At 58.4% G+C, this 18,975-nt stretch carries 19 protein-coding genes and 3 pseudogenes; 9 read left to right on the forward strand and 13 right to left on the reverse strand.

The features are described from left to right. Positions 1-16 precede the first annotated feature (16 nt). Both H3L94_RS07540 and H3L94_RS07545 read left to right on the forward strand, forming a co-directional pair. Positions 17-694 (forward strand): sulfite exporter TauE/SafE family protein, encoded by a 678-nt coding sequence (locus H3L94_RS07540; RefSeq protein ID WP_182121516.1) that lies wholly within the window; start codon positions 17-19, stop codon positions 692-694. A gap of 150 nt (positions 695-844) precedes the next feature. Beyond that, positions 845-1,015 carry a hypothetical protein gene (locus H3L94_RS07545; RefSeq protein WP_182121517.1) on the forward strand — a complete coding sequence of 57 codons (171 nt, stop codon included), beginning with the start codon at positions 845-847 and terminating at the stop codon, positions 1,013-1,015. A gap of 13 nt (positions 1,016-1,028) precedes the next feature. Here the strand turns inward: H3L94_RS07545 and H3L94_RS12520 are convergent. From H3L94_RS12520 to gatC, 12 genes and pseudogenes are all read right to left on the reverse strand, one after another. Further along, positions 1,029-1,282: pseudogene (locus H3L94_RS12520) on the reverse strand (ATP-dependent exonuclease). 36 nt (positions 1,283-1,318) lie between these two features. Next, entirely contained in the window at positions 1,319-1,939 is a 621-nt protein-coding gene (gene ribA / locus H3L94_RS07550) for a GTP cyclohydrolase II (protein WP_009118565.1), read from the reverse strand. Continuing rightward, a complete protein-coding gene (locus tag H3L94_RS07555) occupies positions 1,936-2,598 on the reverse strand; it encodes a GAF domain-containing protein (RefSeq protein WP_182121518.1) in 663 nt (220 codons plus the stop codon). Before H3L94_RS07555 ends, ribA begins: the two co-directional genes overlap by 4 nt. Positions 2,599-2,739: 141 nt before the next feature. Then, positions 2,740-3,360 (reverse strand): ATP-dependent Clp endopeptidase proteolytic subunit ClpP, encoded by a 621-nt coding sequence (gene clpP, locus H3L94_RS07560; RefSeq protein WP_040660118.1) that lies wholly within the window; start codon positions 3,358-3,360, stop codon positions 2,740-2,742. A gap of 173 nt (positions 3,361-3,533) precedes the next feature. Continuing rightward, a complete protein-coding gene (gene tig, locus H3L94_RS07565; RefSeq protein WP_182121519.1) occupies positions 3,534-4,841 on the reverse strand; it encodes a trigger factor in 1,308 nt (435 codons plus the stop codon). A gap of 195 nt (positions 4,842-5,036) precedes the next feature. Then, complete coding sequence (gene holA, locus H3L94_RS07570; RefSeq protein WP_182121520.1) at positions 5,037-6,044, reverse strand: DNA polymerase III subunit delta; 1,008 nt, start codon at positions 6,042-6,044, stop codon at positions 5,037-5,039. After that, positions 6,044-6,520 (reverse strand): LPS-assembly lipoprotein LptE, encoded by a 477-nt coding sequence (locus H3L94_RS07575; protein WP_182121521.1) that lies wholly within the window; start codon positions 6,518-6,520, stop codon positions 6,044-6,046. Before H3L94_RS07575 ends, holA begins: the two co-directional genes overlap by 1 nt. Before the next feature lie 37 nt (positions 6,521-6,557). After that, positions 6,558-6,762, reverse strand: a pseudogene (locus H3L94_RS12525) (ATP-dependent exonuclease); the annotation flags it as partial. Between the two features lie 49 nt (positions 6,763-6,811). Continuing rightward, a complete protein-coding gene (gene gatB, locus H3L94_RS07580) occupies positions 6,812-8,239 on the reverse strand; it encodes an Asp-tRNA(Asn)/Glu-tRNA(Gln) amidotransferase subunit GatB (protein WP_182121522.1) in 1,428 nt (475 codons plus the stop codon). A gap of 19 nt (positions 8,240-8,258) precedes the next feature. Continuing rightward, positions 8,259-8,458: pseudogene (locus tag H3L94_RS12530) on the reverse strand (lipoprotein signal peptidase). A gap of 22 nt (positions 8,459-8,480) precedes the next feature. After that, positions 8,481-9,929 carry an Asp-tRNA(Asn)/Glu-tRNA(Gln) amidotransferase subunit GatA gene (gatA, locus tag H3L94_RS07585; protein WP_182121523.1) on the reverse strand — a complete coding sequence of 483 codons (1,449 nt, stop codon included), beginning with the start codon at positions 9,927-9,929 and terminating at the stop codon, positions 8,481-8,483. A gap of 323 nt (positions 9,930-10,252) precedes the next feature. Continuing rightward, positions 10,253-10,543, reverse strand: coding sequence for an Asp-tRNA(Asn)/Glu-tRNA(Gln) amidotransferase subunit GatC (gatC, locus tag H3L94_RS07590; RefSeq protein ID WP_182121524.1), 291 nt, complete (start codon positions 10,541-10,543; stop codon positions 10,253-10,255). Positions 10,544-10,745: 202 nt separating this feature from the next. On the opposite strand from gatC, the gene H3L94_RS07595 reads away from it, so the two are divergent. From H3L94_RS07595 to H3L94_RS07620, 7 genes are all read left to right on the forward strand, one after another. Then, positions 10,746-11,783: a rod shape-determining protein gene (locus H3L94_RS07595; RefSeq protein WP_040660119.1), complete on the forward strand. Its 1,038-nt coding sequence runs from the start codon at positions 10,746-10,748 to the stop codon at positions 11,781-11,783. 23 nt (positions 11,784-11,806) lie between these two features. Further along, on the forward strand, positions 11,807-12,679 hold the full coding sequence (gene mreC, locus H3L94_RS07600) for a rod shape-determining protein MreC (protein ID WP_182121525.1): 873 nt from the start codon (positions 11,807-11,809) through the stop codon (positions 12,677-12,679). A gap of 2 nt (positions 12,680-12,681) precedes the next feature. Beyond that, complete coding sequence (mreD, locus tag H3L94_RS07605; protein ID WP_182121526.1) at positions 12,682-13,185, forward strand: rod shape-determining protein MreD; 504 nt, start codon at positions 12,682-12,684, stop codon at positions 13,183-13,185. Next, entirely contained in the window at positions 13,182-15,233 is a 2,052-nt protein-coding gene (gene mrdA / locus H3L94_RS07610; protein ID WP_182121527.1) for a penicillin-binding protein 2, read from the forward strand. Before mreD ends, mrdA begins: the two co-directional genes overlap by 4 nt. Next, positions 15,230-16,339: a rod shape-determining protein RodA gene (gene rodA, locus H3L94_RS07615; protein WP_182121528.1), complete on the forward strand. Its 1,110-nt coding sequence runs from the start codon at positions 15,230-15,232 to the stop codon at positions 16,337-16,339. The genes mrdA and rodA overlap by 4 nt, the downstream gene beginning before the upstream one ends. A gap of 24 nt (positions 16,340-16,363) precedes the next feature. After that, a complete protein-coding gene (locus tag H3L94_RS12535; protein WP_244958884.1) occupies positions 16,364-16,543 on the forward strand; it encodes an ATP-dependent exonuclease in 180 nt (59 codons plus the stop codon). 77 nt (positions 16,544-16,620) lie between these two features. Then, the gene (locus tag H3L94_RS07620) at positions 16,621-17,247 is read left to right on the forward strand and encodes a MarC family protein (RefSeq protein WP_009118581.1); all 627 of its coding nucleotides are present in this window, start codon (positions 16,621-16,623) and stop codon (positions 17,245-17,247) included. 166 nt (positions 17,248-17,413) lie between these two features. On the opposite strand, the gene H3L94_RS07625 is transcribed toward H3L94_RS07620, so the two are convergent. Then, entirely contained in the window at positions 17,414-18,868 is a 1,455-nt protein-coding gene (locus H3L94_RS07625; RefSeq protein WP_220457291.1) for an NAD-dependent succinate-semialdehyde dehydrogenase, read from the reverse strand. Between the last annotated feature and the right edge of the window lie 107 nt (positions 18,869-18,975).

Raw genomic sequence — 18,975 nt, forward strand, 5'->3', positions numbered from 1 at the left:
ATCCCCCATACCCGCCATGCAAACCGCTACCCTGCTTTCCCTTGCCGCCGTCGGCTTTCTCGGCGGCGGCCACTGCGCCGGCATGTGCGGCAGCCTCAGCAGCGCCTTCGCCCTGCAATTGCCGCCGCATCTGCCGCGCTGGCGGCTGATTTTGCTGACGAATATCGGCCGCATCGGCAGCTATGTGCTGATCGGCATGCTGCTCGGCGGCCTCGGTCAATTCGGTATTTCGCTCGACCACACCCGCAGCCTGCAAACAGTCCTGTTTGCCGCCGCTAATGTGCTGCTGCTCTTGCTGGGCCTGTATTTGGCCGGCCTCAACCACGCCGCTGTGCACATCGAACGCCTGGGCCGCCCCGTTTGGCGGCGGCTCAACCCGCTGCTCAACCGCCTACTGCCCATCAAAAGCCATGCCGGCTGCCTGGCTGTCGGCATCCTGTGGGGCTGGCTGCCCTGCGGCTTGGTGTACAGCGCCTCGCTCTACGCCTTGGGCAGCGGCCATCTGATCGACGGCGGCTTGCTGATGCTGGCTTTCGGCTTGGGCACGCTGCCCAATCTGCTGCTGATGGGCTGGTTTGCCGGCCAATTGCGCTCCTTGTTGCAAAACCGCCTGTTCCGTTTAGGCGCCGGTTTGTGCGTGGCCGCTTGGGCGCTGTGGCAGCTCTACACTGCCTTTGCGCCATGGCAGGCCTGACTCCGGCACCCCTTCTCGTTTTTATGCGCAACACGGATTCCCCTCTTCCCGCCCGACGGCGTGGACGGGTCAGAAAACATGCCGCTATAATCGGCAACAAGCTGCACGACAGCCGAAAATCAATAACAATATCTGTGTGGGAAAATCATGATGTATGCTCTGCTTCTGATCTTGCTGCTGCTCGTCTTGCTGCTGCTCGTCTTGCTGTTTCTCTACTCCCGCCAACTGCGCCGGCAAAAATGGCAGGATGAAACGGATGAATGCCGTTTTTTCAATCAAGTTTACGGGAAAGACCCCAAAGAACCTCCGCCCCAATCGTAATCTTGGCCCGAAATCAACAGCCGCCAAGCCTCACAAGGCATGGCGGCTGCGGATGCTGTTTAACAAATGGGCGGCCGGTATGAGCAAGGTGAGACCTTTGCAAAACCCCCAGATGTGGATGCAGTTCAAGGCGTAGCAGCGCAGCGAACGTAAACGCCAAGAATCCCCGTGGGACAGACATATCACATAGATAGGCAAGTGAGCGAGCAGTACCCATAGGGCATAAACGCACAACGCAGAAATGCGCCGCAGATGGCGGTTTTGCAAAGGTCTCAAGGTGTGCCTGCACGCCCTGCCGTGACCTTACTCGGCAATCTTGAGCAAATGGCCCAGCTTTTCGGCCTTGGTATTCAGGTAGCCTTCATTCTCCGGATTCACCCCCACCTGCAGCGGCACCCGCTCCACCACATTAATCCCGTTGCGGCGCATGGTGGCCAGCTTTTCCGGATTGTTGGTCAGCAGGCGCACTTCTTCTACGCCGAGGTGGCGGTAAATATCGCGGGCCAGGGTGAAATCGCGCGCATCAATCGGCAGCCCCAAAGCCAAATTGGCTTCCACCGTATCCATGCCGGCATCCTGCAGCTTGTAGGCGCGGATTTTATTGATCAAGCCGATGCCGCGCCCTTCCTGACGCAGATACACAATCACCCCCCGTCCTTCGGCCTGCACCGCCCGCATCGCGGCCTGCAGTTGGGGGCCGCAGTCGCATTTCTGCGAAAACAGCGCATCGCCGGTCAGGCATTCGGAATGGATGCGCGACAATACCGGCCCGCCTTGCGCCACATCGCCCATGACCAAAGCCACATGCTCCTGCCCGCTCGCGATTTCTTCAAAACCGTGCAGCGAAAACAGGCCGTATTCGGTAGGCAAGCGGCAGGCGGCAACAAAGCGCAGGCCTTGTGTGTGTGTGTCGGAGTGATTCATTCTGTTTCTTGTGCTGAAGTTGCGGGCGACGATAATCCGGCCAAAGGCTCGGCCAAGGCCAGCGCCAAACCGCTCCAATGGCTGAGGGCCTGGTCGTCAAAACCCGAGAGACGACGGCTTTCCAAATACACGACGCCCAACACCCGCCCGCTGCTTTGGCACACGGGCACGGCCAGTTGGCTGCCGTCTTGATGTCTGGCACCGGCCAAATCGCCGCTGCGCAGCCAAGCAGCCACGTCGTCGATTTGGTTCAGCCAGCCGGTTTGCGCACTGCGCGCCGCCAAATGGCGGACGGCCTCTGCGGCCAAATCCTGCTCGGCCGCCACCACGTCTTCCGCCTCTTCACCCCGGCTGCACAAGCGCACCAATTTGTCCGGTGCCGCCAGCCAATAAACCGCAGCCAGGCTGGCCGGCGCGGCCTCGTGGAAAGAATCCAGCGCCATAAACACGCGGCGCAACAAATCGGTGTGCTCGGGCGTTTCCGGCAAATGCTCGGTCAAACCGGCATCGGCGTGCCGATACCACAGCAGCTGCGGTTCAATCGAGGCCTGGCCGCCCGCCATCACGGTTTGGGCGGTCAGCAAGGCTACCTGAACGGCTTCCAGCGGCAGCTTCAGGCCCTGAGTGCGTAGATAATCGCGGATCAAAACGGCTGACATAGACAATTTCCGTTACAAAAGCGGCGGCTTCACAGCGGGCGGCCGCCTGACTGGCCGATGGCGGGCAATCGCAGCAACAAACGTTGTTGCTTTCAGGTAGCCTGCAAGCGGCAATACTCTCTGACAACCGCCCTATTCCGTTTACTTCACTTCGCTGCGGTTGCTCAATACTTGGTCGATCAGGCCGTATTGTTTGGCTTCATCGGCCGACATAAAGTGGTCGCGGTCGGTGTCGCGCTCCAGCTCTTCCAAGGTGCGGCCGCAGTGTTGCGCCATCAATTCGTTCAACTTGGCTTTCAGCTTGAGCAGCTCTTTGGCATGGATTTCGATGTCGGAAGCCTGACCGCCCAAGCCGCCGCTGATCAACGGCTGGTGGATCATGATGCGGCTGTTGGGCAGGGCGAAACGCTTGCCTTTGGCACCGGCCGACAACAAAAACGCGCCCATGCTGGCCGCCTGGCCTAGGCACAAAGTAGACACGTCAGGCTTGATGAAATTCATGGTGTCGTAAATCGACATGCCGGCAGTCACCGAGCCGCCGGGGCTGTTGATGTAGAGGAAAATTTCCTTATCCGGGTTTTCGCTTTCCAAAAACAGCAGCTGCGCCACCACCAGATTGGCGGTTTGGTCGTTGACCGGGCCGACCAGAAAAATAATGCGCTCTTTGAGCAGGCGCGAATAAATATCGAAGGCGCGCTCGCCGCGGCCGCTCTGCTCGATGACGGTGGGCACCAGATAGCTATTGGTGATTTCGGGCAACATAATGGGCTTCTCCATAATGGTTAAAAACCTGTCACCCTCTTCTGTTCGACAGCCGTGCGGATTCGGCAACGCTGCACAGAAGATGGTGAGCAGGTTGTGAGGCTACCTGAAAACGAGACGCGCGGATTTCTGCGCAGCAAAAGATTTTAGGTAGCCCGATTCGGGACGGCTGCTTAAGCCTGCTGGCCCATCACCTCGTCGAAAGCCAAAGCCTTTTCGTTCACTTTGGCCTGCTCCAACACATACTTCACCACATTGACTTCTACGGCCAAAGAAGTGGGGCCTTGCAGGCGGCTGCGGTCGGCAAAATACCATTCCACCACTTCTTGCGGGTCTTCGTAGCTTTCGGAGAAATCAGCCACCACTGCTTTGATCTGCTCCTCGCTGGGTTCCAGCTTCTGGCTGCTCACCAGCTCGGCCAAAATCAGGCCCAAGGCCACGCGGCGCTCGGCCTGCTCGTTGAACATATCGGCCGGCAGATCCAGGTTTTTGGTGTCCATGCCTTGGTTGGCAAAGTTTTGACGCATATCGTCGGCCAAGCGGGCGGCCTCTTCGCGCACCAACACTTTGGGCACTTCGATTTCGGTCACGTCCAGCAGTGCCTGCATCACGTTTTCTTTGGTTTGGTTTTCTACGCGGCGGCTCACTTCGCGCTGCACGTTTTTCTTCACTTCTTCGCGCATTTTGACCACGTCGCCGTCGGCGATGCCCAAAGATTTGGCGAATTGCTCGTCAACCGGCGGCAATTCGGCTTCGGCCACGTTTTTCAGGGTGATCACGAATACCGCGGTTTTACCGGCCACATCGGCGCCGTGGTAGTCTTCGGGGAAGTTCACTTCCACTTCTTTCACATCATTCTCTTTCATGCCCAAAATGCCGGACTCGAATTCCGGCAGCATGCGGCCTTGGCCAAGAATGAAGGGGTAGTTTTGCGAAGAACCGCCGTCAAAAGGCACGCCGTCGATTTTGCCGGCAAAATCGATGATCACGCGGTCGCCGTCGCGCGCTTCGCGCTCCACGCGGTTGAAGCGGGTGCGCTGCTGGCGCAGGATGTCGATGGTTTTTTCCACTTCGGCTTCGCCCACTTCGGTGGTAACTTTTTCGATTTCTTTGCCGCTCAAATCGCCCAGCTTAACTTCGGGGAACACTTCGAAAGTGGCGGCCACTTTAAAGCTTTTCTCGTCGTCTTGCTGTTCCAAAGCGTCAAACGCCAGCAGGCCGGCCAGTTTGATGCCTTCTTCGGAAACGGTTTGCGCAAATTTTTGGCGCAGTTGTTCGTTCAACACTTCATCGCGGATACCGGCACCGTACATGGACTCGATCATACGCAGCGGCGCTTTGCCCGGACGGAAGCCGTCCACGCGGGCGCGGCGTTGGGTGGCTTGCAGTTTTTTCTGTACGGCGGCTTCTACGTCGCTCCATGCCAAATCCAGCACCAGCTTGCGCTCGAGACCTTCCAATTTTTCTACGGTGATACTCATGGTTAATCCTTAATGAAATGAAAGATTCCGCCGGGGCTGCGCCCGTACGGGAGATTCAGTTGGCCGCCGATCTCGGCCGGCGGCAAAAAATGAAAAGCGCGAGTGTACCACACTTTCGCGTTTTGTCGTGGCCGGGCAAACGGCAGACCGCCCTGAGGTTTCAGGTAGCTTGCCGTAGGCCTTAACCGGCGGAGCCTACGCCGCCAGTTCCACCAACAAAGTGCGCATCGCCGACCAAGCATCGCCCTCTTCCGCACCTTTGATCATGCGGTCAATCGCCGCGCATTGCTGCAGGGCGGCCACCAGGCGGGCGGGGGCAATGCGGCGCACCGCCTGCGGAGCCAACTGCTGTTTGCTGCCCCACAAGCGCAGGCTGTTGCGCACCTGTGCCACGGTTTGCCCTTGCTTGAAGGCGGCAGCCAAACGAATCAGGGTGCGCACGTCTTCCGCCACCGACCACAACAGCAACACCGGCTCTTCGCCTTCCGCCTGCAGCCCTTCGAGCAGGCGCAACACGCGCTCGGCCTCGCCCGACATCCAAGCCTCGGTGAGCTGGAAGGCATCGAAGCGGGCCACATCGGCCACCGTGCGCTCGGTTTCCTCGGCAGTGAGCAAATGCCCGGCCGGATAAAGTAAGGCTAGTTTGTCCACCTCCTGTTTGGCGGCCAACAAATTGCCCTCTACCTTGGCGGCAAACAAGGCCAACGCTTCGTTTTCGATAGCCAAACCGGCCTGCCGCAAACGGCCGCGCAACCAAGCCGGCAAAGCGTTGCCGGCCACGGGCTTGGCTTCCGCCACGGTGCCCGCTTTGGCCAGCGCGGTAAACCATTTGCTTTGCAGCTGCGCCCGCTCCAGCTTGGGCAGCATCACAAGCAGCACCGTATCCGGCGGCAGATCGGCGGCCAGCCGCTCCAAAGCCTCGCCGCCGGGTTTGCCCGGCTTGCCGTTGGGGATGTGTACCTCAATCAGTTTCAAATCGGCAAACAGACCCATGCTGCCGGCCGAGGCCAACAGTTCCTGCCAATCGAATCCGCTGTCGGCGGTATAGACTTCGCGGTTCAGGTAGCCCTGCGCCTTGGCGGCGGCCCGCAAAGCATCCAGCGCCTCCACCCGCAGCAAATCTTCTTCGCCGTGAATCACATACAGCGGATGCAGCGGCGCGGCCAAGCTTTCTTCCAGACGGCTAATGTCCAAAGCAGCCATTATTCGGCTTTCAGGTAGCCCAAACGGCGCACCAGCTGCTCGGCGGCATCCACCCGCATTTCCGCCCACAACAGCGCTTCTTCTTCCTGTTTGCCCAAAATATCGCGGTCGTGATAGTCCAATGGGCGGCGCACGGTCACATCCAACGGGTGCACGGTCTCGCGGCCTTCAAAACGCACTTCCGCCTTCACCCGCAACACCAGCATATATTCCTTCACCGTGCCGGACAAATTGATGCTGTGGATATCACGCCGCGTTTGTACATCTTTCACTTGCAGCAGCGCACCGGCAAACGCATTGTCCACCCGCGCATGGCGGCGCAGCAGCTCGGTTTCCAACACCTGCTGCATGGCCCCGCCCTGCACCGCCCACACGCGCTGCGACAGCTCGGCCGACACCGCCGGATCGCTACCGGCCAAGCGGAAACCGCAAGCGGAAAGCAATACCGCCAAGGCCAGAGGAATGTATTTGTTCATTTCGGATTCGTCCTTCCATTGTGTGCCGCATAGAATCAGGCTGAGACCTTTGCAAAATCCCCAGATGTGGATGCAGTTCAAGGCGTAGCAGCGCAGCGAACGTGAACGCAGGAATCCCCGTGGGACAGACATATCATATAGATAGGCAAGTGAGCGAGCAGTACCCATAGGGCATAAACGCACAACGCAGAAATGCGCCGCAGATGGGGGTTTTGCAAAGGTCTCAGGCTACCTGAAAGCAGCTTTCAGGTAGCCTAATGGCTCGGCTCCGTCTCTGCAAGCCGATTTTGCTCAAGCCAGTTTCGCTTTCAGCAATTCCTGCACCTGTTGCGGATTGGCTTTGCCTTTGCTGGCTTTCATCACTTGACCCACCAGCGCGTTAAAGGCTTTTTCTTTACCGGCTTTGAATTCTTCCACCGATTTGGCGTTGTTGGCCAACACTTCGTCGATGATTTTTTCAATCGCGCCGGTGTCGGTCATCTGTTTCAAACCGTCGCGTTCGATAATGGCTTCAGCATCCAAATCGCTGCCCCACATCGCTTCAAACACCTGTTTGGCGAGTTTGTTGCTTAAGGTGCCGTCGGCGATTTTCGCCACCAATCCGGCCAAGCGGTCGGCTTGAATCGGGCTTTCAGACAGGCTTAAAGCTTCTTTATTCAATGTAGCGGCCAATTCGCCGTTCATCCAGTTCGCTACCAATTTACCTTGTCCGCTGGCTTGGGCGGCGGTTTCAAAGAAAGCGGCTTGAGAGCGGCTGGCGGTTAACAAGCGGGCATCGTAGTCGCTTACGCCGAAATCGGCTACGAAACGCTGTGCCATTTCAGACGGCAGCTCAGGCATTTCGTCTTTCGCTTTTTGAAGCTGGCCGTCTGAAATCATTACCGGCAATAAATCGGGGTCGGGGAAATAGCGGTAGTCGTGCGCGTCTTCTTTCAGGCGCATCACGCGGGTTTCGCCCTTATCGGGGTCGAACAGCATCGTTGCCTGCTGCACTTTGCCGCCGTCTTCGATAATCTCGATTTGGCTTTCCACTTCATAATTAATCGCCTGCTCTAAAAAGCGGAAAGAGTTTAAGTTTTTGATTTCGCGGCGCGTACCGAATTCCTGTTGGCCTTTCGGGCGCACCGATACGTTGGCATCGATACGGAACGAGCCTTCCGCCATATTGCCGTCGCAAATATCCAGCCACGTTACCAAGCCGTGCAAAGCTTTGGCATAAGCCACAGCCTCGGCTGCGGAACGCATTTCCGGCTCGGAAACCACTTCCAGCAGAGGCGTACCGGCGCGGTTGAGATCGATGCCCGTTGCACCGCTCAAGCCTTCATGCACCGATTTACCCGCATCTTCTTCCATGTGCGCACGGGTTACATTGATGGTTTTGACTTCGTCGCTCACCACAATTTCCAACTTGCCGTGTTCCACAATCGGCAAATCCAATTGGCTGATTTGATAGCCTTTGGGCAAGTCGGGGTAGAAATAGTTTTTACGGTCAAACACGTTTTTTTGGTTGATTGTTGCATCCAAAGCCAAACCGAGTTTGATGGCTTTTTCCACCACCTCGCGGTTCATCACCGGCAACACGCCCGGCAAAGCACATTCCACCACACTGGCGTGAGCGTTCGGCTCGGCACCGAAAGCGGTGGAAGCACCGCTGAAAATTTTGGATTTGGTATTCAATTGGACGTGGATTTCCAGTCCGATTACGGTTTCCCAGGTCATAGGAGATCTTTCTTGCTAATTAAGCTTTTCCAATAATTCTTTCGCTATTCAGTATATTTAAAGGCTGAGACCTTTGCAAAACCGCCAGATGTGGATGCAGTTCAAGGCGTAGCAGCGCAGCGAGCGAAGACATATCATCTAGATAGGCAAGCGAGCGAGCAGTACCCATAGGGCATAAACGCACAACGCAGAAATGCGCCGCAGATGGGGGTTTTGCAAAGGTCTCAGGCTACCTGAAAGCTCAAACCGGAGACTGCATATGCCAATCACTTTCCAACTGCATCTGATGCGCCACGCCCAGCAATTTCGCTTCGGCGAAATAATTGCCAATTAACTGTACGCCAATAGGCAGGCCGTCTGAAGAGAAGCCTGCGGGCAGGGTCATGGCGGGGAGGCCGGCGAGGTTGACGGCGATGGTGTAGATGTCGGAAAGGTACATCTGCACAGGGTCGTTAATGTTGCTGTTCAGTTTGGGCGCGGCGGTGGGGGCGGTAGGCGCGAGGATGATGTCGCATTGCTGTAAGGCCGTCTGAAAATCGTTGGTGACTAAACGGCGCAGTTTTTGGGCTTTGAGGTAGTAGGCATCGTAATAGCCGTGGCTCAAAACGTAGGTGCCGATCATGATGCGGCGTTTGACTTCGCTGCCGAAGCCTTCGGCGCGGGTGTTGCTGTACATTTCTTCCAAGTCGCCGAATTGGGCGGCGCGGTGGCCGTAGCGTACGCCGTCGTAGCGGGATAGGTTGGTGCTGGCTTCGGCCGAGGTCAAAACATAATATGCGGGGATGGAAAGCTCGGTTTGCGGCAGGCTCACTTCTACCATTTCTGCGCCTTGTGCTTTGAGCAGGTCGATGGCTGCTTGAATGGCTTTTTGTACGTCTGCGCTCATGCCTTCGCCGAAGTATTCTTTGGGCAGGCCGACTTTCAAGCCTTTGAGGGGTTGGTTTAAGTTGCGGGTGTAGTCTTCTTTGGCGCGTTCCAAGCTGGTGGAATCGCGTTCGTCGAAGCTTGCCATGGCATTCAGCAGAATGGCGCAGTCTTCGGCGGTTTGTGCCATCGGGCCGGCTTGGTCGAAGCTGGAGGCGTAAGCCACCATGCCGAAACGGGAAACGATGCCGTAGGTGGGTTTGATGCCGGTAATGCCGCAATGCGAAGCGGGTTGGCGGATGGAGCCGCCGGTGTCGGAACCTAATGCCGCCGGTGCCAAACGGGCCGCTACCACGGCTGCGGAACCGCCGGAAGAGCCGCCGGGCACGTTTTCCACGTTCCACGGGTTTTTGGTGGCTCCGTAGAACGAAGTTTCGTTGGTCGAACCCATGGCAAATTCGTCCATATTGGTGCGGCCGAGCGTTACCATGCCTTCGTCGAGCAGGTTTTGTACGACGGTGGCAGTGTAGGGGGAAACGAAGTTATCGAGCATTTTGCTGGAACACGCGCTTCTCCAACCTTGTTGGCAGAAGATGTCTTTAAAGGCAATGGGTACGCCGGTGAGGATGCCTGCGTTTCCGGCGGCCAAGCGTTCGTCTGCGGCCTTGGCTTCGGCAAGCGTTAGTTCTTTATTCAGAGTGGTGTAGCCGTTGATGGCGGGGTTTCGGGTGTCGATGGCGTTGAGGTATTCTTGCGCCAGCTCGGTGGCGGAAATTTTTTTAGCTTGCAGCAATTCGCTGGCTTGTTTCAGGGTGTAATGAACCATAATGTCAATAGTTTCTGGATGATTTGGATGTAATGAGATGTTTCAGGTAGCCTCATGCTGTAAACGGGCTACCTGAAAAGCAAATAGGCTTGCCGCTTAACCATGGCTCAGTTGGTGTGCAATATCGTGAATGCCAAGCCGACGAGCCAGGCCGGTGCGCCGTCGCCGTTGCGGCCGCGCCGCCTGCAACCATATCGAAGTGCCAGTTTTGTGCGCTGCGCGGTGTGCCTGCCACACTTTAAGTTAAGCGCCACCGCAACGGCCTCAAGCGAGCGAACGGCGTTGGCCTCATCGCCGCCCGGCAGCTGGTTTTGGCCGGCAGATTACTCTTCAATCACTTGCGGCACAATATACAGGCGGTTGCGCACCTCGGGCGCCACCGCCTGATATTCGGCGGCATGGTCGGTTTCGGTAACCACATCGTCGCGCAGGCGCTGGGCGACTTCGTGCGGGTGGGCCATCGGCTCGATGCCGTCGGTATCGACCGCCTGCATCTTTTCCACCAAGGCAAAAATATCGTTCAATTCCTGCAGGCTCTGCTGCTGTTCCGCATCGCTCAAACTCAGGCGCGACAGGCGGGCGATTTTTTCCACATCGGAAAGTGTAAGCGACATAAAATTTCCTTAAATTATCTTTAGCAAAACACCCAATCTCGGGTATCATTGCGCGTTTTTTGACAAGGCCGACAGCCTAAGACGGCTGCGGATTATAGCCCAAAACCCAATTCAAAACATGGCGGCCCGAGCAGGCTACCTGAAAGCGTGCCGCGCGGTCGTGCGCCCAAATCTGAAAAACACCCTATTTAGGAATCCTCCCATGTTCCGTTTTCTCACCCAATATTTTTCCAACGATCTGGCCATTGATTTAGGCACCGCCAACACCCTGATTTACATTAAGGGCCGCGGCATCGTGCTGGACGAACCTTCCGTGGTGGCCATGCCCAACGACTTTCACAATAAAAATGCTGCCGTGGCCGTTGGCGTGGAAGCCAAACGCATGTTGGGCCGCACACCGGGCAGCATCCAAGCCATCCGCCCGATGAAAGACGGCGTGATTGCCGATTTCAATGTCACTGAGAAAATGCTGAAGCACTTTATCCGCAAAGTGAACAACAGCCGTTTTGCCGCCGCGCCGCGCATCGTCATCTGCGTGCCCTGCGGCTCCACCCAAGTAGAACGCAAAGCCATCCACGACTCAGCCGAAAGAGCCGGCGCCTCGGCCGTGTATTTGATTGAAGAACCGATGGCCGCCGCCATCGGTGCCGGCCTGCCGATTGAAGAACCCACCGGCTCCATGGTGGTGGACATCGGTGGCGGCACCACCGAAGTGGGCGTCATTTCCCTGTCCGGCGTGGTGTATTCCCATTCCGTGCGTGTGGGCGGCGATGCGTTTGACGAAGCCATCATCAACTATGTACGCCGCAATTACGGCATGTTGATCGGCGAGGCCACCGCCGAGGAAATCAAAAAAGCCATCGGCTCCGCCTTCCCGGGCCACACCATGCGCGAAATCGAAGCCAAAGGCCGCAACTTGGCCGAAGGCATCCCCCGCGCCTTCACCATCAGCTCCAACGAAGTGTTGGAAGCCTTGGCCGAGCCGCTCAACCAAATCGTACAGGCGGTGAAAAACGCCCTGGAGCAAACACCGCCGGAATTGGGCGCCGATATTGCCGACCGCGGTCTGGTGCTCACCGGCGGCGGCGCCCTGCTGTGCGGCTTAGACCGCCTGCTGGCCGAGGAAACCGGCCTGCCCGTGACCATCGCCGAAGACCCGCTCACCTGCGTGGTGCGCGGCAGCGGCAAAGCCTTAGACATGATCGGCAAAATGAATTCCGTTTTCGTGGCCAATCCCTGATGCCTTTCAGGTAGCCTGCCCTTATGTCGCAAGAACTCCATTTCGTCAAACCCGCCGTCGGCCCGGCCGGCAAATTGGTTTTGCTGAGCATGCTGTCGATCGCCCTCTTGGTGCTCGACAGCCGTTACGCCGCATTGCAACAGGCCAAAGCCTATGTAGCCACCGCGCTCTATCCCCTGCAATGGGCGGCCAACCAGCCGGTGGAATGGGTGCGCTACGGTACGGATATGTTGGGCGACAAGCACAATCTGCTGCGGGAAAACGCCCGACTGCGCAGCGAAAACATCCGTTTGAGTATGCAGTTGCAATTGCAGCAACCTGCCGTGCGCGAATTGGGCGAATTGAAAAGCGTACACCGCCTGCAACCGCTGCTGATGCCCAACGTGATGGTGGCCGAAATCGTCTCCAAGGCCAGCAGCGCACAATCCGGCCGTTTCCTGATCAACCGCGGCAGCCGCGACGGCGTAAGGGTAGGCGATCCGGTCAGCGATGAGCACGGCCTGCTCGGCCAAATCACTTCCGTCCAGCCCGCAGCGGCGGAAGTCACCCTGATCAGCCACAACCAAGCTGTGATTCCGGCCATGCTTGCCCGAAGCGGCATCCGCACCTTGGTTTACGGCCGCGGCGGCGGCTTGGATTTGCGCTATTTCCCGGTTTCCGCCGAGCTGGCGGCCGGCGATTTATTGGTCACCTCCGGCATCGACAGCATTTATCCGCCCGGCATTCCGGTTGCCAGGGTCACCCAAGCAGAGCGCAATTCCGGCACCCCTTACTACCGTGCCGCCATCGAAGCCGCCGCAGGCTTGCACAGCAGCCGCTATGTATTGGTTATTCCGCAAAAAACCTCCGCTGAGGCCGCTCTTCCCGCCGCCCCGGCCAGCAGCCCGCAAGAGTAGTCATGACCGAAATGGACGAATTCCGCGGCGCCACCCCGAAACGGTTGGTCGTCCTCAGCTTTTTTCTGACCTTGCTGTTGGATTTTATCCCCCTGCCCGCCCCCTTGGCCTATATCTTGCCGGAGGCCTCGGCCATCTTCTTGATTTACTGGCTGCTGCACCGGCCCCAGTTTATCGGCATCGGTGCTGCTTTCCTGCTCGGCCTGCTGATGGACATCGGCACCAACTCCGCCTTAGGCCAGCATGCGCTAGCCTATACGGTGACCGCTTTTCTGATCCAACACAAACAGCGCCAAATCGTGCTGTATTCTTTCGGCCTGCAGGCCGTGGCCGTGGCTTTGGCGCTTTTGGTCTGCCAATCGGTCAGCACCTTGGTGACCCTGTTCCAACAGCAACAGCCCGATTGGCTGGCGATTGGCTTGCCGCCGCTGTTTGCCGGCCTGATCTGGCCCTTGTTGAATAAAATGATGCTGGCCTTGGCCCATTACCGCCGTACCCGCTCATGAACGCTTCGCGCCACTTTACTTCCAAGCAGCCGCGCCGGCGGCAGCAAGACCACATCATCCGTCTGATGGCGGCTTTTACCCTGATTCTGCTGCTGTTTGCCGTCTTGATTGCCCGTTTCGTCTATCTTCAGGTAGCCAAACATGAAGAGTTTGTGGCCAAAGCGGCCACCAACCGCATTTCCCTGATCCCCACCCCGCCGATACGCGGAGAAATCACCGATGTCAACGGCGTGGTTTTGGCCCACAACTACCCGGCTTATTCGCTTGAGGTGATCCCCAACGAGCTGGAGATGAAAATCGAAGAGCTGGTGGAAGCGCTGCGTCCCTATGCCGACATCAGCGAAGGCGACCTGCGCCGTTTCCGCCGTTTCCGCGCCGAATCCCGCTCCTACGAACGCATACCGCTGAAACTGAAACTCAGCACCGAGGAAGCCGCCCGCCTGGCCGCCGTTCTGTTCCGTTTCAAAGGCGTCGAAGTCAACGCCCGCACCTTCCGCGAATACCCCTACGGCGAGCTGACCACCCACATCCTCGGCTACATCGGCCGCATCAGCGACCGCGACATGCAGAAGCTGGAAGAAGAAGCGCGCAGCGAACTCTACCGAGGCTCCACCCACATCGGCAAAATGGGGCTGGAAAATTTCTACGAGCGCCAATTGCACGGCCTGCCCGGCTATCGGGAAGTGGAAAAAGACGCCCAAGGCAACATCGTGCGCACCCTCAAAAGCGTGCCGCCCGCCAGCGGCCAAACCCTGCGCCTGTCGCTCGATATCCGCATGCAGCAGAAAGCCAGCGACCTGTTGGGCAACCGCCGCGGCGCCTTGGTGGCCATCGATCCGCAAACCGGCGGTATTTTGGCTCTGGTATCCAAGCCCACTTACGACGCCAATCTGTTTATCGACGGCATCGACAGCGATACTTGGAAAGCACTCAACGAAGACTGGCAGCGCCCCCTGATCAACCGCGTGACCCAAGGCCTCTATCCTCCCGGTTCCACCTTCAAACCCTTTATGGGCATGGCCGCCCTGCAAAGCGGACACATCACCATGGACACCGTGCTGCCCTCTCCCGGCGCCTGGAGCATTCCCGGCAGCAGCCACCTGTTCCGCGATTCGGTGCGTCGCGGTCACGGTTCGGCCAATTTGAGCAAAGCCATCCAAGTGTCGTCCGACACCTTTTTCTACCGCTTGGGCTATGAGATGGGAATAGAAAAAACCTACCCCTACCTGGCCCAATTCGGCTTCGGCCAGCCCACCGGCATCGACCTGCCCAACGAATACAAAGGCATTCTGCCCAGCCCCGAATGGAAAGCGCGGCGTTTTGCCAACGCCAACGAAGCCACCCGCCGCTGGAAAGCCGCCGACATGGTGACCATCAGCATCGGCCAAGGCTACAACACCTACACCCCCCTGCAGCTGGCGCATGCCACCGCCGTGCTGGCCAACGACGGCGTGATGTACCGCCCCCATTTGGTCAAGGAACTGCTCGACCACCAAAACCAAACCCGCACCTTGGTTGAGCCGCGCCCCAGCGCTACCCTGCCCTTCAAGCGCGAATATTTCGAATACGTCAAACACAGCATGGAGCGCGTGCTGCGCCCCGGCGGCACCGCCTGGCGTTTGGGCAGCGGCCTGCGCTACAGCATGGGTGGCAAAACCGGCACCGCCCAAGTGGTGCAGATCAAGCAGGGCGCCACCTATAATGCCGCCGCCCTGGCCGAACAACACCGCGACCACGCCTGGTTTATTTCCTTCGCTCCGGTGAACAAACCGCAGATCGCCATCGCTGTGCTGCTCGAGAATGGCGGCTGGGGCGCCACCGCCGCCCCGATTGCGCGCCAATTGAGCGACTTCTATCTGCTCCAACTGCGCGGCGAGGCGGGCCGCGAGCTGCCGCTGCCCAAGCCCTCGGTGGCCTTGGTAGAACCGATGAGCCAAAACAACGGCGGCGGCCCCACTGTCGAAGCCGCACGCATCGAAGCGGCCTACCGCACGGTTTCAGGTAGCCCGCCCGCGCGTCCTGCCGCTCCAGAAAGCATCGCACCATGAACCGCGAATCCGAACACCCCATCCGCCGTTATTGGCAGAAAATCTGGGATCCCATGGATCTCTGGCTGTTTTACAGCATGCTGGCCATTTACGTGATGAGCCTGTTTTTGCTCTACTCCGCCGACGGCCAAAGCCTGCGCCAGCTGGAAAGCAAAACCGTGCACACCGTCATCGGCTTCGGCCTGCTGTGGCTGATTGCCCGCACCCGGCCGCAACTGTTGGGCAACTTCGCCCCGCCGCTGTATGTGCTCGCCCTGCTGATGCTGATTGCGGTCCACTTTTTCGGCGTCACGGTCAACGGCTCCCAACGCTGGCTCAATCTCGGCTTTATCCGCCCCCAGCCCTCCGAAATCATGAAAATCGCCCTACCGATGATGGTGGCGTGGTATCTGCAAAAGCACGAGGCGCATTTGGGCTGGAAACACTACCTCATCGCCTTGGTGTTGGTGGGCCTGCCCGGTTTTCTGATTTTGAAGCAGCCCGATCTGGGCACCGCCACCCTGATCATGGCCTCCGGCCTGTTCGTCATCTTCTTCGCCGGCCTGCCGTGGAAAGCGCTGTTCGCCGCCGTTATCGGTTTCTGCGCCGCCCTGCCCCTGATTTGGCTGTACGGCATGCACGATTATCAGCGCACCCGCGTGCTGACCCTGCTCGACCCCACCAAAGACCCGCTCGGCGCCGGCTACCACATTTTGCAGTCCATGACCGCCATCGGCTCCGGCGGCGTGTGGGGCAAAGGCTGGCTCAACGGTACGCAAACCCATCTCGACTACATCCCCGAAGCCACCACCGACTTTATTTTCGCGGTTTACGGCGAAGAATTCGGCCTCATCGGCAACATCCTGTTGTTGGGCGTTTACACCGTTATTCTCGCCCGCGGCCTCTACATCGCCGCCCAAGCCCCCACCCTTTACAGCCGCACCCTCGCCGGCGCACTCACCATGACCCTGTTCTGCTATATTTTCGTCAATATGGGCATGGTGAGCGGCATCCTGCCGGTGGTCGGCGTGCCCCTGCCGCTGGTGAGCTACGGCGGTACCGCCACCCTCTCCATCATGATCATCATCGCCATGCTGATGGGGATTGCCAACCAAAAACGTAACTGATAACCAGGCAATACCACAAACAGGCTGAGACCTTTGCAAAACCCCCATCTGCAGCGCATTTCCGCGTTGTGTGCTGCTCACTCGCTTGCTTATCTGTCTGATATGTCTGTCCCACAGGGATTCCTGACGTTCACGCTCGCTGCGCTGCTACGCCTTGAACTGCATCCACATCTGCGGGTTTTGCAAAGGTCTCAGGCTACCTGAAAGCCTTTCAGGTAGCCTGCCTTCCCTTCCCATCCACCACCCAAACCGCCTGCCGGCGGCCCTAGCGACCAAACTTCATGAGCGCCGAAATCATCAAAATCTTTCTCGCCTTTCTCGTCCTGATCAACCCCTTTGCCGCCCTGGGCTATTTTGTCAGCGCCACCGCCCAGCACAGCCGCCAGGAACGGCGCAACACCGCCCGCATCACCTCGTTGAGCGTCTTCATCATCATTTGCATCGCTGCGCTGGCCGGCGACCGCCTGCTCGGCATCCTGGGCATCAGCATCGGCTCCTTCCGCATCGCCGGCGGCATTTTGGTGTTCCTGATCGCCTTGGCCATGATGAACGGCAACGACAACCCGGCCAAACCCTCGGCCGACGGCATCGCGCCGCCGGAAACCAAAAACGCCTTCGCCGTGGTGCCCTTGGCCATGCCCATGATCATCGGCCCCGGCGGCATTTCCACCGTCATCATTTACAGCAGCCAGGCGCGCAACTGGTATGAAACCGGCGCCATTCTCGCCGCCGGCTTCCTGATTACCCTCATCTGCTATTTCAGCCTAGAAGCCGCCACCAAGGTCAGCCGCTTGCTCGGCGACACCGGCATGAAAATCGTCAACCGCGTGATGGGTTTGCTGTTGGCCGCCCTGGCCATCGAAATCATCCTCGCCGGCCTGAAAAATCTGTTTCCGCAATTGGGCTGAGCCGCACTTTCCTGCCAACAGGCTGAGACCGCAGACAAGAAAAAGCAGGCGTACCAGCCTGCTTTTTTGATGGGCATTTTGCCGCGGTCAGGAAAAATCCCGATGGGTTTGTCGTGGCGGAATCATCCGCCCCGGCACAAGCGGCCTGCTGCCGAACAGCCACACATCAGATGGTGAGCAATACGTATTTCAGCTCCACATAATCGTCCATGCCGTATTTCGAGCCTTCACGGCCGAGGCCGGACTGTTTCACGCCGCCGAAAGGCGCGGCTTCGTTGGAGAGGATGCCGGTATTCACGCCCACCATGCCGTATTCCAAACCTTCGGACACGCGGGTGATGGTGCCGATGTCGCGGGCATAGAAGTAGGAAGCCAAGCCGAATTCGGTGTCGTTGGCATAAGCCAGCACTTCTTCTTCGGTTTCAAATTTGAATACCGGCGCCAGCGGGCCGAAAGTTTCTTCGCGCGCCACTTTCATGTCGGGCGTAGCGTTGCGTACGATGGTGGGTTCGAAGAACAGGCCGCCTGCCGCATGACGTTTGCCGCCGACCACCACTTCGCCGCCTTTGGCCACCGCGTCGGCAATGTGTTCTTCCACTTTGGCCACCGCGTTTTGGTCGATCACCGGGCCGAAGTTCACGCCTTCGTCCAGGCCGTTACCGACTTTCAAGCCGTTCACCGCAGCCGTCAATTTGGCCACGAATTCGTCGTAAATGCCGCTTTGGGCGTAGATGCGGTTGGCGCAGACGCAGGTTTGGCCGGCGTTGCGGAATTTGGATGCCATTGCACCGGCCACCGCGGCGTCGATGTCGGCATCGTTGAACACGATAAACGGCGCATTGCCGCCCAACTCCATCGAGGTTTTCTTGATGGTGGAGGCACACTGTTCTTGCAGCAAACGGCCCACTTCGGTGGAGCCGGTGAAGCTGAATTTCTTCACGATGTCGTCTTTGGTGAACACTTCGCCGATTTCGGTGGAGCTGCCGGTGAGTACGCTGAACACGCCGGCCGGCACGCCGGCACGCTCGGCCAGCACGGCAATCGCCAAGGCTGAGAACGGGGTTTGCGATGCGGGGCGCACCACGAAAGTACAGCCGGCAGCCAAAGCGGGCGCGGCTTTGCGGGTGATCATGGCGTTGGGGAAGTTCCAGGGGGTAATCGCCGCGCACACGCCGATGGGCTGCTTGAGCACCAGCACGCGCTTATCGGGCGAAGGGCCGGGGATGGTGTCGCCGTAAATGCGCTTGGCTTCTTCGGCATACCATTCGAAATAAGAAGCGCCGTAGGCGATTTCGCCTTTGGCTTCGGCCAAGGGTTTGCCTTGCTCCAAAGTGAGCAGGATGCCCAAATCTTCTTGGGCTTCCATCATCAGGTTAAACCATTTACGCAGAATATTGCTGCGCTCTTTGGCCGGTTTGTTTTGCCAGGCTTTCAGCGCTTTTTGCGCGGCGTCCACCGCACGTTTGGCTTCGGCGCGGCCCATTTTCGGCACGCTGCCCAGCACTTCGCCGGTGGCGGGGTTGGTCACTTCGATGGTGGCGCCGTTATCGGCGTCGCACCACTGACCGTCGATATAGCATTGGGTTTTGAACAGGGAAGGGTCTTTAAGTTGGGTAATCATGTGGGTTTCCTCGGCATCGGAACAATTCAACGCGCTTCGGGCTTCGGCCGCAACCGACCGGCAAAACACCGGCAAAAGCCGAATCCCTTGCGCCCTTATTCATCATC

It is taken from the genome of Neisseria shayeganii (genome assembly GCF_014054965.1).
Taxonomy (GTDB): Bacteria; Pseudomonadota; Gammaproteobacteria; order Burkholderiales; family Neisseriaceae; genus Eikenella; species Eikenella shayeganii.